Source organism: Georgenia faecalis, from assembly GCF_003710105.1.
GTDB lineage: Bacteria > Actinomycetota > Actinomycetes > Actinomycetales > Actinomycetaceae > Georgenia_A > Georgenia_A faecalis.
The window spans coordinates 2558656-2575329 of record NZ_CP033325.1; the positions used below are offsets into that span (position 1 = coordinate 2558656).

General features: G+C 71.7%; 15 protein-coding genes and 1 other RNA gene. 1 reads left to right on the forward strand and 15 read right to left on the reverse strand.

Features of this window, described 5'->3' with window-relative positions:
• Nucleotides 1-2 precede the first annotated feature (2 nt).
• Genes EBO36_RS11200 through EBO36_RS11220 form a run of 5 tightly spaced genes read right to left on the reverse strand, consistent with a single transcriptional unit; the run spans nucleotide 3 to nucleotide 5053 of the window.
• Entirely contained in the window at nucleotides 3-818 is an 816-nt protein-coding gene (locus EBO36_RS11200) for a carbohydrate ABC transporter permease (RefSeq protein WP_122824692.1), read from the reverse strand.
• Nucleotides 818-1765: a carbohydrate ABC transporter permease gene (locus tag EBO36_RS11205; protein ID WP_122824693.1), complete on the reverse strand. Its 948-nt coding sequence runs from the start codon at nucleotides 1763-1765 to the stop codon at nucleotides 818-820. Before EBO36_RS11205 ends, EBO36_RS11200 begins: the two co-directional genes overlap by 1 nt.
• A gap of 58 nt (nucleotides 1766-1823) precedes the next feature.
• Nucleotides 1824-3107 carry an ABC transporter substrate-binding protein gene (locus EBO36_RS11210; protein ID WP_122824694.1) on the reverse strand — a complete coding sequence of 428 codons (1284 nt, stop codon included), beginning with the start codon at nucleotides 3105-3107 and terminating at the stop codon, nucleotides 1824-1826.
• Between the two features lie 38 nt (nucleotides 3108-3145).
• On the reverse strand, nucleotides 3146-4300 hold the full coding sequence (locus EBO36_RS11215) for a DUF4185 domain-containing protein (RefSeq protein ID WP_122824695.1): 1155 nt from the start codon (nucleotides 4298-4300) through the stop codon (nucleotides 3146-3148).
• 42 nt (nucleotides 4301-4342) lie between these two features.
• Nucleotides 4343-5053, reverse strand: a complete 711-nt coding sequence (locus tag EBO36_RS11220) for a FadR/GntR family transcriptional regulator (protein WP_122824696.1) — start codon at nucleotides 5051-5053, stop codon at nucleotides 4343-4345.
• Between the two features lie 145 nt (nucleotides 5054-5198).
• Here EBO36_RS11220 and EBO36_RS11225 point away from each other — a divergent pair, with 145 nt between their 5' ends.
• Nucleotides 5199-6074: an alpha/beta fold hydrolase gene (locus tag EBO36_RS11225; protein ID WP_122824697.1), complete on the forward strand. Its 876-nt coding sequence runs from the start codon at nucleotides 5199-5201 to the stop codon at nucleotides 6072-6074.
• 100 nt (nucleotides 6075-6174) lie between these two features.
• Here the strand turns inward: EBO36_RS11225 and EBO36_RS11230 are convergent, their stop codons facing one another.
• The 10 genes from EBO36_RS11230 to prfB all read right to left on the reverse strand — a co-directional run bounded on the left by EBO36_RS11230 (nucleotide 6175) and on the right by prfB (nucleotide 16583).
• A complete protein-coding gene (locus tag EBO36_RS11230) occupies nucleotides 6175-6681 on the reverse strand; it encodes an FBP domain-containing protein (RefSeq protein WP_122824698.1) in 507 nt (168 codons plus the stop codon).
• 427 nt (nucleotides 6682-7108) lie between these two features.
• Nucleotides 7109-8515, reverse strand: a complete 1407-nt coding sequence (gad, locus tag EBO36_RS11235; RefSeq protein ID WP_122825629.1) for a glutamate decarboxylase — start codon at nucleotides 8513-8515, stop codon at nucleotides 7109-7111.
• A gap of 216 nt (nucleotides 8516-8731) precedes the next feature.
• Nucleotides 8732-9102, reverse strand: a transfer-messenger RNA (tmRNA) gene (ssrA, locus tag EBO36_RS11240).
• Nucleotides 9103-9205: 103 nt separating this feature from the next.
• Complete coding sequence (locus EBO36_RS11245) at nucleotides 9206-9634, reverse strand: hypothetical protein (RefSeq protein ID WP_122824699.1); 429 nt, start codon at nucleotides 9632-9634, stop codon at nucleotides 9206-9208.
• Between the two features lie 69 nt (nucleotides 9635-9703).
• Nucleotides 9704-11557, reverse strand: a complete 1854-nt coding sequence (locus EBO36_RS11250; protein ID WP_122824700.1) for a DUF2207 domain-containing protein — start codon at nucleotides 11555-11557, stop codon at nucleotides 9704-9706.
• A gap of 4 nt (nucleotides 11558-11561) precedes the next feature.
• Entirely contained in the window at nucleotides 11562-12086 is a 525-nt protein-coding gene (smpB, locus tag EBO36_RS11255) for an SsrA-binding protein SmpB (RefSeq protein WP_122824701.1), read from the reverse strand.
• 132 nt (nucleotides 12087-12218) lie between these two features.
• Nucleotides 12219-13652 carry a M23 family metallopeptidase gene (locus EBO36_RS15725; RefSeq protein ID WP_122824702.1) on the reverse strand — a complete coding sequence of 478 codons (1434 nt, stop codon included), beginning with the start codon at nucleotides 13650-13652 and terminating at the stop codon, nucleotides 12219-12221.
• A gap of 2 nt (nucleotides 13653-13654) precedes the next feature.
• Nucleotides 13655-14569: a permease-like cell division protein FtsX gene (gene ftsX / locus EBO36_RS11265; protein WP_122824703.1), complete on the reverse strand. Its 915-nt coding sequence runs from the start codon at nucleotides 14567-14569 to the stop codon at nucleotides 13655-13657.
• 8 nt (nucleotides 14570-14577) lie between these two features.
• Nucleotides 14578-15267, reverse strand: coding sequence for a cell division ATP-binding protein FtsE (gene ftsE, locus EBO36_RS11270; protein WP_122824704.1), 690 nt, complete (start codon nucleotides 15265-15267; stop codon nucleotides 14578-14580).
• A gap of 209 nt (nucleotides 15268-15476) precedes the next feature.
• Nucleotides 15477-16583, reverse strand: coding sequence for a peptide chain release factor 2 (prfB, locus tag EBO36_RS11275; protein WP_122824705.1), 1107 nt, complete (start codon nucleotides 16581-16583; stop codon nucleotides 15477-15479).
• Nucleotides 16584-16674: the final 91 nt, after the last annotated feature.

Genomic DNA, 16674 nt, shown 5'->3' on the forward strand with positions numbered 1-16674 from the left:
CCTCAGAACTGGCCCAGGGCGAGGCCCCGGGTGAAGGCGCGCTGGGTGAGCAGGAACAGCACGACGGTGGGGATGGACACGATGAGCCCACCGGCGAGGACCGTGGGCATGGTCGAGCCGCCGTACGTGCTCTGCAGGGCCGACAGCGCGGTCATCACGGGCCGGGTGTCCGAGGACTGGGTGAGCGTGAGGCCGAGCAGCAGGTCGTTCCAGATGAACGTCGCCTGGAGGATGAAGATCGCCGCCAGGGCGCTCGTCGACATGGGCAGGTAGATGCGGAAGAAGATCCGCCAGGAGGAGGCGCCGTCGACCACCGCGGCCTCGAACACCTGCCGCGCGATCCCCGAGAAGAAGTTCCGCATGACGAACGCCGAGAACGGCACGGAGATCACCGCGTAGATGAGGATCATCCCGATCCGGGTGTCGTACAGCCCCACCTCGACGTAGCCGATGAACAGCGGCATGAGGATCATCTGCAGCGGGAACACCGTGCTGGAGAAGATCAGCACGAACCAGGCGAAGCCGTGCCGCAGGCGCAGCGCGACGATGGCGAACCCGGCCGCGGCCCCGACGAGGACAGCCAGGAGCGGGGAGACGATGCTGTACAGCGCCGTCGAGGCGATGCCCTCGGAGATGTCGCCGCGGTCCCAGGCCGCCGCCATGTTCTCCAGGAGGCCGGAGACCCCCACGGCCTGCCACACGGAGACGACGCCGTACTGGTCGTTGGTCTTCGCGGCGTTGGCGAGCATGAGGTAGACCGGCGCCAGCCACAGGACCCCGAGAGCGACGAGGATGGACTTGCGTGCCTTGTCGGCCATCACAGCTCCTTGCTGTCGGAGAGCTGGCGGCGCAGGTACAGGACCGACGCCGCGACGGTGACGACGGTGAGCAGGACCGCCACGGCGGCGCCCAGCCCGTAGTCGTTGTTGACGAAGGTCTCCTTGTACATCGTCAGGGCGAGGGTCTCCGAGGACCGGCCGGGGCCGCCCTTGGTCATCGCCCAGATGATGTCGAAGGTCTTGAGCGACCCGACGATGGCCAGGCCCACCACCACGGTGGTGAGCGGGGCGAGCATGGGCCAGGTCATCGTCCGGAACAGCGTCCACCCGGACGCGCCGTCGAGCCGGGCGGCCTCGATGGGCTCCTTGGGGATGGACTGCAGGCCGATCCCGAACAGCAGGGCGTTGACTCCGGCGCCCTGCCACGTCGCCGCCACGATCATCACCAGGGTGTTGAGCGGGGCGTCGAGCAGCCAGCGCAGCTCGGTGCCCGGGAGGTGGAGGAACGCCAGCGCCTCGCTCAGCGCCCCGCCGGTCTGGAGGATGAACGTCCAGATGACGCCGACGGCGACGCCGGAGATGGCGTAGGGCAGGAGGAACGGCAGCCGGTACCAGAACGACCCCTTGATGTCGTGCGCGAGGACCGCGATGAACAGGCCCAGGCCGACGGGGAGGACGAGGGTGCCGACCACCCACAGCAGCGTGTTGCGTACCGAGGTGAAGAACCCGGCGTCGGCGAACATCTCGCGGTACTTCTCCAGGCCCACCCACTCGGGGTCACCGAGGCCGTTGAACTCGGTGAAGCTGAGGTAGGTGGTCCACAGGAACGGCAGGTAGAGCAGCACGGCGACGATCGCGAGCGCGGGCAGGGCGAAGCTGCGCGAGGCCCACCGGTACGTGTCGCGCGGCTTGTTCGCCGGCGCAGGGCCGGGGGCGCCGGCCGCGGGGGGCGTGGTCGGGGTGGCGAGGGATGTCCTCGAGGTCATGTCGTCCTCCTGGCGGTGGGCGGGTGCGGGGCCGGCCGGGCCGGCCCCGCACCCGTGCTCACTCCTGCTCGGCCCAGTACGCCTCGGCCTCGGCCTGCAACCGCTCCAGGCCCGGCACCGGGTCGGGGTTGTTGGTGACGAAGTCGCCGAAGATCTCGGTGGAGAGGGTGTACACCGGCAGCGGCGTCGCCTCGAGGTAGCGCATCTGCACCTGGAACTCGTCGTTGCCCACGGCCTCGACGAGCGTGGCGAGCTCGGGGTCGGCCACCTCGGCCTTGGGGTTGAACGAGACGTCGCCCCGCGAGGAGGACCACGCGCCTTGCGCGTCCTCGCCCATCCACCAGGCGCTGTAGTCCAGCGCCGCCTGCTCGTTCTCCGCGCCCGCGCCCACGCACAGCGGCCCGGTCTCGAGGATCATCTGGTTGGTCTCGGTGTCCGGGTTCATGTTGGGCACCGGGAAGACCCCGTAGTCGGTGCCGGACACCGCGCCCACGCTGTCGAGCTGGCCGGTGAAGAAGGTGCCGAAGTAGGCCATCGCCACCTCACCCGTGGACAGCAGCGTCTGCGGGTCGGTGCTCACGCCGGGGTCGATGAAGTAGCCGTTGTCCATCATCTCGCCCCACTGCTCCATGACCTCGACGACCTCGGGGTCGGTGTAGCTGGCCTCCCCGGTCTGCAGGCCCTCGTAGGTCTCGGGCGAGTGCCCGGCGAGGAGCGCCTGGAACCACACGAACTCGAAGATGATGTTCATCTGGTGGAACGGGACGACGTCGTTCTCCACCAGGGTGTCCGCCACGGTCTCGAGCTCCTCCCACGTGGTCGGGACCTCGAGGCCGTGCTCGTCGAAGATGTTCTTGTTGTAGTACATCGTCCAGTAGACGACGTTGAGCGGGACGCAGTACTGCTTGCCGTCGATGGTGTAGTTGTCGATGAGCCCCTCCGGCACGTCGCCGTTGGCCTCCGCCTCCGCCCACAGGTCCGTCGTCTCGGCGACCAGACCCTGCTCGACCAGCTCGGCGAGCTGCCCGCCGGTGTGCCAGGTGAACAGGTCCGGCACGGAGTCGGTGCGGAACGCCTGCTTGACGAAGGCGTCGTAGGCGGTGGGGTCGGAGTAGCCGGTGAAGCTCAGGGTGAGCCCCTCGGGCTCGGAGACCGTGTTCATCTCCTCGAAGCTCGGCTCCCAGGCCGCCTTGTCGGTGTAGAAGGAGATGGTGACGTCCTCGGCGGGGGCGTCACCGTCGCCGGTGGCGGTGGGATCGCCGTCGTCGCTCGCGCCGGAGCACGCGGCCAGGGTCAGGGCGAGCGCGGAGAGCGCCGCCGTCGCGCATACAGACTTCCTCATGGGTTTCACCTCGTTGTGATGACTGCGGGGGCGGGGGGTCAGGAGACGTCGAGCGTGATCTCGACGAAGCGGGGCCGGTAGATGGAGACGTCCTCGTAGAGCTCGGTGCTGTCGAGGGAGTTGACGTTGTAGGTGACCAGGAGCGTGTCCCCGTCGCGCAGCTCGGGGTGCTCGTGGGCGTTGTAGCCGATGACGTTGGGGTTGCCGTAGGTGCCGAACGGCCCCACCTCGGGCATGTCGTAGAGCTTCGTGGCGAAGGTGAACGGCCCCTGCGGCGAGCAGGCGGTGTAGGCGACGATCTCCCGGCTGAAGGGCACCGAGGTGTCCTGGGTGACGAGGAGGTAGCCGTCGCGGTAGGGCGTGACGCTGTACTCGTTGGCGACGTCGTCGAGGACCCGCGCCGAGGCGGTCTCCTCGCGCGACCACCCCTCGCCGTCCCAGTAGCGCCACCGATTGAGGTCGGTGAGGTCGCCGCCGAGGGCGCGGGCCACGTGCAGGTACTTCTCGGCACCCAGGTCCTCGACGCCGTAGACGTAGACGTGGCCACCGATGCGCTGGTACCACGAGGCCCACTGGATGCCCGCCTCCGAGGGGAGCGGGTCGAGCGAGGTGACCTCCCACGTCCGGGTGTCGAGCGTGACCAGCGAGTTGCCCGTCCACGCCCAGTCCCACGGGCCCGCGCCGAACCGGGCGAAGTCGAGGACGCCGACCTGCAGGTCGCCCCGCCGGGTGGCGAGGCCGGCGCCGAACCAGCGCCAGTCCACGCCCGGCGAGGGACCCACGATGCTCTGCGGGTCGGTGGGCGTGCCGCCCGTGACGGTCTCGAGCTCGTCGTCGTCCTGGACGATGATCGAGTTGTTGAGGAACGGGGTGGTCAGCGGCCGGGTCCCGTCCGGGTTGACCGGTCCGAGGAAGGTGTCGGAGAAGATCCACGCCGTCGACCCGTCCCGCAGCGGGACGGAGTACGTGCTGTCCGCACCGGTCCAGCCCACGCCCGAGTCGCCGTAGGACGTGAAGAGGTCGGTGAGGTCGTCGTCCACCTCGGCGGTGGCGGTGATGGTGGCGCCGGCGAGCGAGCAGGTGGGGCCCGCCGGTCGTCCGGTGGGAACGCCCGGGGCCGCCGTGGCGGTCCCAGCGCTGAGGAGCAGGGCACCCAGGCAGAGGGTGCCGGTGAGCAGTGCATGCTTCGTCATCTCTCGTCACCTCGTCGTGAACGATGGAGTGGTGCACGGGCACTACGGGGTCAGGGGCGTACCGATCACCTCCGCGACACCGACGAGGTGGCTCTCGACCACCTGGCGGACACGGTCGGCCTCGCCCGCCTCGATGAGGCGGACGATCTCCTCGTGCTCGGCGTGGTCCGCGTGCGGGTCGCCGTGGAGCGCGAGGATCTGCTGCTGCTCATCGGCGTGGATGAGGAGGATCGCGTCGAGGATCTCCTCGACGATGGGGTTGCCGGCCGTGACGGCGATGGCGCGGTGGATGTCGATGTTCACCCGCCACAACCGCTCGTCGCCGCTGGTGAGGCAGCGCCGCGCCTCCGCGACCTTCACGCCGAGGAGCTCGAGCCCGTGCGGGGCACGGACGGTGGCGGCCTGCGCCGCGACGGACGGCTCGAAGAGCTGGCGGGCCTGGATGAGGGCGACGAGCTTGTGGCGGTCGGGCCGCGGGGGCGCCGCGTTGACGAGCACGCTGCGGTGGAAGTTCGGGCCGACGTAGACGCCGGAGCCGTGCCGGAAGGTGAGCATCCCCAGGCCCTCGAGCCGTCGCAGCGCCTCGCGCATGGTGGGCACGGCGACGCCGAACTCGCCGGCGAGCTCGCGCAGGGGACCGATCTTCATCCCGGGCTCGATGCCGCGCCGGCTGATCATCTCCACCACGGCACTCACCAGCGCCGACGTGAGGTCGGGCCGGTGTGGCGCGGCGTCGCGGCCCACGGTGGTCACCTGGTCATCAAATCATCAGATCACTTGGCGCACAAGGACTTCCTGATCTTCTCCCGACCGATGAGTTTGGCCCGACCGATGGGTCAGCACGGGTGAGCGGGCACGACCGCGTCCGCGTTCCCCTCGGACCCCCAGGAGCAGCACCATGTCAACCACCACGACGAGCACCCGCACGCTCGACGTCCCCGGCGCCACGCTCACCTACGACGTCCGCGGTCCGCTGCCCCCGGCGGACGGGCAGCCCCCGCTCCTCCTCATCGGCCAGCCCATGGACGCCGGCGGCTTCGCCACGCTCGCCTCCTACTTCCCCGACCGCACGGTGATCACCTACGACCCCCGCGGCCTCGGCCGCAGCGTCCGCCACGACGGCCTGAAGACGCAGAGCCCCGAGCAGCAGGCCGACGACCTGCACCGCCTCCTCGAGGCGCTCGGCACCGGCCCGGTGGACCTCATGGGCAGCAGCGGGGGGGCCGTCACGGGTCTGTGCCTCGTCGCCACGCACCCGGAGGACGTGCGCACCTACGTCGCGCACGAGCCGCCCCTGCTCACCGTGCTGCCCGATGCCGAGGAGGCCGAGGCGGCCACCCGGCGGGTCGACGCGATCTACGCCGAGCGCGGGGAGAACTGGGGCATGGCGGCGTTCATGGCCCTCACCTCCTGGCAGGGCCCGTTCCCGGCCGACTTCCTCAGCGAGCCCGTCGATCCGGCGGGGTTCGGCATGCCCACGGACGACGACGGCTCGCGCGACAACCCGCTGCTCTCCGGCGTCGCGAAGGCGATCACCGGCTACCGCCCGGACGTCGAGGCCCTCACCGCCGGCCCCACGCGCGTGGTCATCGCGGCGGGGATCGAGAGCAAGGGGATCCTCACGTGGCGGGCGAGCGAGGCGCTGGCGCAGGCCCTCGGCACCGAGCTGGCGGTCTTCCCCAGCCACCACGGCGGGTTCATGGGCGGCGAGCACGGCTGGGCCGGCGAGCCCGAGGCCTTCGCCGCACGGCTGCGCGAGGTGCTCGCCGGCTGATGGGCGGCGGGCCGGAGCGGCCGGCGCTGCGCCGCCTCCCCCAGCCCCCGGCGCCGCCCGCCCGGTGCGGGGCGGGCGACGCCGGGCGCTCGGCGGGTGCTCAGGCGTCCCGCAGGACCTCGGTGACGAACCGCGCCGCACGCTCGCGCAGGCCGGCGATCCGCGCCTCGACGACGTACTCGCGCATCGTCGGGTCGTCGCCCACCTCGATGCTCGTCGGGGGCCGGCGGACGTTCGCCGAGCACCCGAACTCCGTGCAGATGAGGGTGCCGACGCTGTCACCGCGCCGCCCGGCCGCCCCCGCCCGGCGGGCGACGTACAGGCTCACGTCGTCGGTGACGACGATGTCCTCGCACCAGGCGCACTGAGCGCGGCGACGGCGCCCCGCCGCCTTGGGGTCGGTGGAGCGCAGGCGGATGCCCGTGGGTCCGCCGTCGAGCTCGACGACGGCGTACGCCGCGAGCGGTGCCTTGCGGTCGCGCCAGCCGAGGTACTCCAGGCGGTCCCAGCGGAGGACGTCGAGGTCGGGGAGCGTCGCGGTGGCGGCCTCGCGGCGGGAGGCGTTGACGAAGGACGCGCGGATCTGCTGCTCGGTGAGGGCAATCATGGTGGGGTCTTCCGGGACGTGGGGTGCCGCGTCCGGCCCAGGCGACGACGTCGCGGGGCGGCAGGCGGCAGGGCAGGGGACATCTGCGCCCGTCCCGCACGGAGGACCGACGAACACCCCGCACCACGGGAGGCGACAGCCTCAGGGGCGCTGCGGAGACCGACCGCTCAGCGGTGGGTTCGGGTCTGGCGGGACGCGGCGCGCGTCGCCAGCCTTGGGCAGGCCGTCGTGGCCACCCCGCAGCCTGCGGTGACGTCGTCCATCCGCGTTCTCCTCGTCCGGTCAGGTCCTCGTGGGGGTCTGGTCCCTCCCGCGCGTACTCGCTCGGGGCGACTCCCGCCGACGAGCGTGTCACACCGTGCCGTCGCGGTCCACGGCAATACTGCCGGCGCGCCCGTCCCGAGGTCGCCGCACGGCGGGCCTCGGCTCAGTGGTGGAAGCCGGAGCGCTGACCCTCGGTCGGCATCGGGCCGGTGAGCGCGTCGAGGTAGGCCACCTCCTCGCGCAGGTCGGCAAGGAACGCCGAGGCGAGGTCGTGGCTCAGGCCGTTGCGCACCACGATCCGCTGGACCGTGAGGTCCGTGAGGTCGTCGGGCATGGGATACGCGGGCACCAGCCAGCCCTTCGTCCGCAGCCGGTCCGACAGGTGGTAGAGGTTCCAGTTCTCCGTGTGGCCCTGGCGCAGGCTCCAGGCGAACACCGGGATGTCGGATCCGTCGTTCCAGAGCTCGAACGCCGCCATCGTCGCGATCTCGCCGGAGAGGTAGAGCGCGACGTCGCGGGCCGTCCGCTGGACCGCTTCGTAGCCGGCGCGTCCGAGCCGGATGAACAGGTAGTACTGCAGCAGCACCTGCGCGCCGGGCCGCGAGAAGTTGAGGGCGAACGTCGGCATGTCGCCACCGAGGTAGGACACCCGGAAGACGAGGTCCTCGGGCAGGCAGTCCTGGTCCCGCCAGACGACCCAGCCGAGACCCGGGTAGACGAGCCCGTACTTGTGCCCGGACGTGTTGATCGATGCCACGCGCGCGACCCGGAAGTCCCACTCGAGGTCCGGCTGCACGAACGGCGCGATCATGGCGCCCGAGGCGCCGTCGACGTGGATCGGCACGTCGACGCCGGTCGAGTCCTGGATCCGGTCGAGCGCCGCGGCGATCTGCGTCACGGGCTCGTACATCCCCGTGTAGGTGACGCCCATGATCGCGACGACGCCGATGGTGTTCTCGTCCACGTACTTCTCGAGCTCGTGGCCGTCGAGGACCTTGTGCTCGAGCGAGATCGGCACGTAGCGGGCCTCGACCTCGAAGTAGTTGCAGAACTTCTCCCAGCACACCTGCACGGCGCTCGACAGCACGAGGTTCGGCCGGTCCGTGGCCATGCCCGCCGCGCGCCGCGCGTGCTGCCAGCGCCGCTTGAGCGCGAGGCCCCCCAGCATGGCCGCCTCCGACGAGCCGATGGTCGAGGTGCCGATGGCCTGCTCGGGGTCGGGGGCGTGCCAGAGGTCGGCGAGCATGGTCCAGCACCGCGTCTCCACGGCGGCGGTCTGGGGGTACTCGTCCTTGTCGATCATGTTCTTGTCGGCGGCCTCGATGTAGAGGCGGGACGCGTACTCGTCCATCCAGGTGCCGACGAACGTCGCGAGGTTGAGCCGGGCGTTGCCGTCGAGCATCGCCTCGTCGTGGACGATCTGGTAGGCGGTCGCCGGCAGCGACGGGTCCTGCGGGAGCCGGAACTTCGGCACCGAGGTGGCCTCGCCCGGCCTGGCAAAGACGGGATTGAGGTCGACGACGTCGCGCTCTCCCGTGTGGCGTGCCGCTCGACGCGCATTCGTCACCATGGTGCCCCCCGGCTCCATCGGGCCCCGGCCGGGCCGGACCATCGGCTCCAGGCTAGGCCGGGTAGTGACGACACGCACATGGCGGTGCGGCTCAGCCGCCCACCGCCCGGTGCGCGCCAGGCGCGACACCGAAGGCACCGGGACACACGTAAGGCCCGCCCCCAAGGGGGACGGGCCGTACGCATACAGGGATGTTCCCCGCACGGGGCGGGGACTCGGTGGAGATGGCGGGAATCGAACCCGCGTCCGACGGTGAAGAAACAGGGCTTCTCCGGGCGCATTCTGCAGTAGATTTTCTCGGCCCCAGCAATCACGCAGACAAGATGCTGACGGGCCCAGTCACCATTTGAAGTCCCCGCAGCCCCGGTGACTAAGGCTGCGAGCAGTGGCTCTCTAGATGACGCCAGGCTCCGGGGCGAGAGCTAACCCGGGCTGACGGACTTCGAACGCTCGCTCAGGCGGCGAGGGCGAAGTCGGTGCGCTTGGAATCGGCACCTATTGGTTTGCAGAGAGCGTTGACGAGATGACTCTGCATCCTCGGCCCGCTTCCCCTGGAACGACATCCGTCGTCGAAACCGATCATCCCCTGTGGAGTTGTACCGCCGACCGGAGCCGGCGGGCCCATCGTACGTCCTCAACCACCGGGGCTGCTACCGCATTCCCAGCTACCGTCGGCGGCGCCGGGCCGTGTCAGCCCTTCGAGGGGGCGGTCATCGCGTCGACGAGGAGCCCTAGACCCATCCCGAGGAGCCACACGTCCTTGGCCATCCCCAGGCCGTCCGGCGTCGGCCGAACGCCGTCGGCCTCGGTGAGGCCGGGGGTCTTGAGGTACATGCGGACGAGCCCCGCGGAGAACCCGGTGAGCCCGAGGGCCGCGAGCCACGTGGGGACGATGGGCAGGAGCAGCGCGGTGCCGAGCGCGATCTCACTGGTCGAGAGCAGCTTGGCGAAGTCCTTGGGGTCGAGCTCGCCGAGCTGGGGAACCGCGTTGACGGCCATGGCCTGCAGGCCCGCGGCCGACTCGGCGTCGAGGTTCCGCTTGCCCAGGCCCGAGTTGAGGATGAACGCGCCGGCCGCAAGGCGAGGCGGGGCGTGACGGAGCGCGGTGGACAGGCTCATGGAGCACCTCCGGGATGCACAGGTCGCGGACGCGGCCAATCTAGCCCGCCGGCTCGCCGTCCGCCGAGATCACCAGCCGCCGCCACCACCCCCGCCGACGCCACCGCCGGCGAACCCGGTCGTCCCGCTCCCCCCGCCGGCTCCGGGCGTGGCCGCCGACGCCGCGGCCGCCGCGAAGGCGCCCACCGCGCTGCTGGCCGAGCCGGGCGAGCCCCACAGCGCGACCCCGGCGGCCGGCAGGTACCAGCTCGGCGCGGTCACCGGTGCGCCCTCGGCCTCCCGCTGCGCGAAGAGCCCCGCCCACCGGTCCGCCAGCCCGAAGACGACGGCGTAGGGCAGGTAGCGGGAGAACAGGTCCTCGCCGCGCTCGATGCGCAGGGCGTGCGCGTCGACGGAGGCGAGGTACCGCTTGAAGGCGAGCGTCTCGGCGAGCACCGCGGTGCCGCGGGCGGTGCGGACCGGCGCCATCGAGCTGACGGCCAGGACCAGCGCCCCGATGACGAGGAGGGGGATGCCGAGGACCCCGTGCCCGGTGAGGACGAGGACGACGGCGGCAGCGGCACCGACGAGCAGCACAAGGAGGCCGACGAGGCCCCACCGTCTGCGGGCGGCGCTCGGGTCCGAGCGGAACCAGCCGGCCTCGACGACGGCCTCGTACAGCGCGCCCTGGACGGCGGCCCGGGCCTTGTGGAAGCCGGAGAGGTCCGCGAGGCGCACCTCGGTCTTCCCGCCGAAGAGCTCGGCGAGGAGGACCTCCTCGTAGCGCGCGAGCCGGTCCCCCGGCGCCGGCGTCAGCCGGACCAGCCGCCAGCTGGCGGCCTCGCCCGCCTGGCCCCCGCCCTTGCGCGGGCGCGCCGCGTCGTCGTCGACCTCCTCGACGCGCAGGTAGCCACGGACCCCCAGGTCGATGATCGTCGCGGACAGGTCACGGGGGTCGGCCCGCTCGTCGGTGAGGGTACCGACCTCCCCCGGCCGGACGCCGTCGGGCGGGGTGGGCCGGACGGGCGCCGCGGCGCCGCCGGCGCCCGTCGCGGCCCGGTCCAGCGCCGCCTCGTCCCGCCCGCGGCGCCGGGCGACCCACACGACCGCCGCTCCACCGGCGAGCGTGGCGACGCCGGCGACCGAGCCGGTGACGGGGGTGATCCCCATGGTGTTGTCCCAGGTCCGCCGCGGGGCGTAGGCCGGGGCGGCATCGAACGTCCCCACGGGCCAGGTGGCGAGGACGGTGAGCTGCTCGCCGGCGTCGAGCCCGCGCTGACGGAACGTCGCCGTGGCGGCGTCGCTGGAGGCGTCGGCGCACGCGTCGGTGCTGCCCGCGCCGCCGGCGAAGCACCGCACCTCCTGCACGTCGGCCGGGCCTTCCACGGTGACGCCCACGTCCTCCAGCGGCACCTCCCACGCCGGCCCGATGACGTTCCAGTACAGCTCGTCGGCGCCGTCGACGTCGGGGTTGACCAGCCCGCTGATCCGGTAGGTGATCCGGTAGGACTGGACGCCCTCGACCTCGACGTCCTCGTCGCCCACCCGGACGAGGAGGGTGCCGGACTCCGTCTCCGTCGCCACCTGCGCCGGTGCCCCGCTGGGGCTGGTCGCGGCGACGTCGGTGACCTCGAAGGCGCGGTAGCGGTCGGGGTCGCCGGGGATCTCCTGGAGCTCGGGGATGGCGATGTAGGGGCCGTGCCCGGGGTCGTCGGCGAAGTCGAAGTCGAGGTCGAGGACGACGTCCATCGTCCCGTCCTCGGCGAGCTCGCCGTGCAGGTCGTAGCGGGTGACCGACCAGTCGTCGCTGGAGTCCGCGCGCGCGGCCGGCAGCGCCCCGGGACCGAGCAGCACGGGCAGGAGGACCAGGGCGCATGCCGCGAGAAGCGCCACCAGGGCGTGAGCGGACCGGGGGCTGCGGCGGCGCGCCACGACGGCGGGCACGCCGCTACCGGTTGAGCCGCAGGCTCATCGCGCGCTGCGCCTCGCGGGTGTCCTGCTGCTCGCGCAGCGTGTGGCGCTTGTCGTACTCCTTCTTGCCGCGGGCGAGGGCGATGACCACCTTCGCCTTGCCGCGGACGAAGTAGAGCTCGAGCGGGACGATCGTGTGGCCCTTCTCGCGGACCTTGCTGTAGAGCTTGTCGATCTCCTCGCGGTGGAGGAGGAGCTTGCGCTTGCGGCGCACCGGGTGGTTCGTCCACGTGCCCTCGGTGTACTCGGGGATGTGGACGCCCTGGAGCCACGCCTCGCCGCCCTCGATCTCCACCCAGCCGTCCACGAGGGACGCGCGCCCGGCGCGCAGCGACTTCACCTCGGTGCCGGTGAGGGACAGGCCCGCCTCGTACGTGGCGTCGATGTGGTAGTCGAAGCGCGCCTTCTTGTTGCGCGCGACGACGGTGCGACGGTCGGCCTCTTCCTTCGCGCGCTGCGCCTGGGTGGGCTTCTTCGCACCCTGCGTGCTCGTGCCGGCCACCGGACCATCCTCCCTCGCTGGAACCACTCCTCGCGAGCGGCATCCCAGCCTAGGTCAGCCCGCCCCGTCTGTCGCACCATTTTGCCCCCGGGCGCCGCGCGGCGGGGCCACGTGCACCGGGCCGAGCCCCGGTCAGAACGCCGGCAGCCGCATCGGGTCGATCGTCGCGCCGTTGCGCCACACCTCGAAGTGGACGTGGCAGCCGGTGACGTTGCCCGTGGCGCCGGTGTACCCGATGACCTGGCCCTGCTGCACCGTCTCGCCCGCGCTCACCGCGAACCGCGTGAGGTGGTTGTACACCGTGATGTAGCTGTCCCCGCCGATGATCCCGTGGTTGATGAGCACCTGGTTGCCGTGGGAGTCGTTGCCGGCCGCGGGGCGGGTGTCGGTCACCGTGCCGGACGCGGACGCGACCTGGGGGTTGCCGCACGAGGAACGCAGGTCGACGCCGTCGTGCATCCACTGGTACCCGGCGAGGGGGTGGATCCGGTAGCCGTAGGGCGAGGTGACGTACAGCGGCGCGGGCACCGGCGGGATGAGCGAGGCGCCACCGCCCCCGCTGGAGGGAGGCGCGGGGGCCGGGACGGGGGGCGGCGGCGGGGGCGCCGGCCGGTTGTTCGCCGCGGCCTCGCGCGCGGCCCGGGCGGCGGCCTCGGCCCGCTCGCGCTCCAGGCGCTCGCGCTCCTGCCGCTCGCGCTCCTGGCGCTCGCGCTCCAGGCGCTGCTCCTCGGCGACGATCTCGGCGATCCGGGAGGCGAGCTGGTCGTCGGCGGCCTGCGCCGCGGCCATCGAGGAGCTGAGCGACTGCTTGGCCGCCTCGAGCTGCGCGGCGAGCGACTCCTGGTCCGCCATGAGCTGCTGGATCTCCGCGGTGCGGTCGGCGGCCGAGGCGCGCGCGGCGTCCGCGGCGACGACAGCCTCGTCGGCCTGGACCTTGAGCTCGTTGACCCGCTGGGCGACCGCGTCCTGCCGCTCCTGACGGTTGCGGTTGACCGCGGTGATGGTCTCGAGGTCGTCGAGGACCTGGGTCTGGGTCCGCACGGCGGTGTCGACGACGGCGTACTGGGCGACGAACTCCTCGCTGGAGGAGGCGTCCAGCACGACCGACAGCGTGCTCAGCGACGTGCCGCCGCGGTAGGAGCTGCGGGCCAGCTCACCGAGGGAGGAACGCGTCTGCTCGATCTGCTCGGTGCCCTCGACGAGCTGGCTGACCAGCTCCGCCTGCTCGGCCTCGGCGACGGCGAGGCGGTCGGCGACGGCCTGCTGGGTGCGCTCGGCGGCGGCCAGCTCCCCCTCCGCCTGGGCCAGCTCGGCCTGCGCGATGGGCAGGCGGGTGGTGGCGTCCTGGAGCGCGAGGTAGGTCTGCGCGAGCTCGGCATCGGTCCCCTCCAGCTCGGACGCGAGGCGCTCGCGCTCGGCGGCGTTCTCCTGCCGCTGGCGCTCGAGCTCCGCCTTGTCGTCGGCCTGGGCGGTGGTGCCCGTGAGGAGCAGGGCCGCGCCCATGGCGAGCGCCACGAGGGCACGGCCGAAGCGGGCACGACGACGGACGGGGTCGACCACGAGCACGTTCACACCTTTGTGTAGCGACGGAGGGTCACGAGGGAGCTGATGCCGGCCAGGGCGATGCCCGCGATGACGAGGACCGGGGCGATGAGCAGGACGTCTCCGGTCCCGACGAACTGGACCCAGGCGAACTCACCCGCCAGCCAGTCCTCGACGAGGTACCGCACGCCCAGCCACAGGCCGCCGACGGCGAGCAGGGAGCCGGCCAGCGCCGCGAGCGCCCCCTCGAGCATGAACGGCAGCTGGATGAAGAGGTTGGAGGCACCGACGAGCCGCATGATCGACGTCTCGCGCCGGCGGCTCATCGCCGAGAGCCGGATCGTCGTCGTGATGAGCAGGACCGCCGTGACCGTCATGACCGCGGCGAGGCCGACGGCGAGGAACGTGGCGCGGTTGAGGATGAGGAAGAGGGGCTCGAGGAGCGCGCGCTGGTCGACGACCTCCTCCACCCCGGGCCGGCCGGTGAGCTCGTCGGCGACCACCTGGTACTGCTCGGGGTCGACGAGCTTGATGCGGTAGGAGACCTGCATCTGGTCCGGGGTCAGCGACTGCGCCCAGACGGTGTCCGGCATCTGCTCCTGGAAGGCGTCGTAGGCCTCCTGCTTGGTCTCGAAGTACACCTGCTCGATGTACGGCTCGAGCGCCTGGGACTCCAGCAACGTCTCGACCTCGGCGAGCTGGTCCTCGGTGACCTCCCCGCCGGCGCAGGTGGGCACCGCCGAGTCCTGCGGGCAGAGGAAGACGGAGACCTCGACGCGGTCGTACCAGTCGTTCTTCATCTTGTCGATCTGCGTCTGCAGCAGGGCCGCGGCGCCGACGAAGGTGAGGGAGACGAAGGTGACGAGCACGACCGAGATGGTCATGGCGACGTTGCGGCGCAGCCCGGAACCGAGCTGGGAGAGGACGAATCGTGCGCGCATGCCGCCCCCTACCGCGCCGCGCCGTAGACGCCGCGGGACTGGTCACGGACGGTGCGACCGTCCTCCAGCTCGACGACGCGCTTGCGCATCTGGTCGACGATCTCGTCGTCGTGCGTGGCCATGACGATGGTCGTTCCCGTCCGGTTGATGCGGTCGAGGAGGCGCATGATGCCGATCGACGTCTTGGGGTCGAGGTTCCCGGTGGGCTCGTCCGCCAGGAGGACCGCGGGGCGGTTGACGAACGCGCGCGCGATGGCGACGCGCTGCTGCTCGCCGCCGGAGAGCTCGTGGGGCAGGCGGCGTTCCTTGCCGGCCAGGCCCACGGTCTCGAGGGTCTCGGGGACGGTGGTGAGGATGTGGTGCCGCGGCTTGCCGATGACCTGCAGGGCGATGGCGACGTTGTCGAAGACCGTCTTGTTGGGCAGCAGCCGGAAGTCCTGGAACACCGTGCCGATCTGGCGGCGCAGCATGGGGACCTTCCACTGCGAGACCTTCGACAGGTCCCGGCCGAGCGCGAAGATGTCGCCCGACGTCGGGCGCTCCTCACGCAGGACGAGACGCAGGAAGGTCGACTTGCCGGAGCCGGAGGCGCCGACGAGGAAGACGAACTCGCCGCGCTCGACCTCCAGGCTCACCTGGTCGAGCGCGGGACGGGTGCCACGGGCGTAGACCTTGGAGACGTTCTCGAATCGGATCACGGGCTCACTGCGGCCAGTCTCGGCGATGGGGGAAGTACATCTGACCGCGATCGAGACTAAACACGGCCCCGGCCCGATCCGAGGCCGACACGCCGCCGCCACCCGGCGCGGTTACGGACGCCGCAGCACCGTGGTGCGGGGCGCCGGGCGGCCAGGAGGCGGGCGCCGGGGCGCGCGGTGCTGGGCGCGCGGCGACGCCGGCGGTCCGGTCAGACGTCCTGCTGCTGGCGGCGCCAGCGGATCCCGGCCTCGATGAAGTCGTCGATCTCGCCGTCGAACACGGCCGAGGGGTTGCCCTGCTCGTGACCCGTCCGCAGGTCCTTGACCATCTGGTACGGCTGGAGGACGTAGGAGCGCATCTGGTCGCCCCAGGACGCCTTGACGTCGCCGGCGAGCGCCTTCTTGGCGGCGTCCTGCTCCTGCTGGCGCACGACGAGGAGGCGGGACTGCAGGACGCGCAGCGCGGCGGCGCGGTTCTGGATCTGCGACTTCTCGTTCTGCATGGACACGACGATGCCCGTGGGGATGTGGGTCATGCGCACGGCGGAGTCGGTGGTGTTGACGGACTGCCCACCGGGGCCGGACGAGCGGAAGACGTCGACCTTGATCTCCGACTCGGGGATGTCGACGTGGTCGGTCTGCTCGATGAGCGGGATGACCTCGACGGCGGCGAACGACGTCTGGCGCCGGCCCTGGTTGTCGAAGGGCGAGATGCGCACGAGGCGGTGGGTGCCGGCCTCGACGGACAGCGTGCCGTAGGCGTAGGGCACCTTGACCTCGAAGGTCACGGACTTGAGGCCGGCCTCCTCGGCGTAGGAGGTGTCGAGGACCTGGGTCGGGTAGCCCTTGCGCTCGGCCCAGCGCAGGTACATCCGCAGGAGCATCTCGGCGAAGTCCGCGGCGTCGACGCCACCGGCGCCGGCGCGGATCGTGACGACGGCCTCGCGCTGGTCGTACTCGCCGGCGAGGAGCGTGCGGACCTCGAGCTCGCCGAGCGCCTTGCGCAGGGAGACCAGCTCGGACTCCGCCTCGACCATGGTGGCGGCGTCGTCCTCCTCGGCACCGAGCTCAACGAGGGCCTCGAGGTCGTCGATGCGCGCGAGCAGGGAGCGGATGCGCTCGAGCTCGGACTGGGCGTGGGAGAGCTGGCTCGTCACGGCCTGGGCGGCGTCCTGGTCGTCCCAGAGGTCGGGCTGCGCGGCCTGCTCCGACAGCTCGGCGATCCGGGCGCGCAGGGCGTCCTCGTCCGTGACGGCACGGATGGAGTCGAGCGTGCCGCGCAGGTCCTGGATCTCGTAAGCGAAGTCGGTGGCCACGACAGAACAGGCTACGCGATCCGCGGCCTCTCCCCCGGCGAGCGCCTGGTCCCAGCGCGGAGCAGCCTGCCGGCGCATTCCCCGCGTGGCC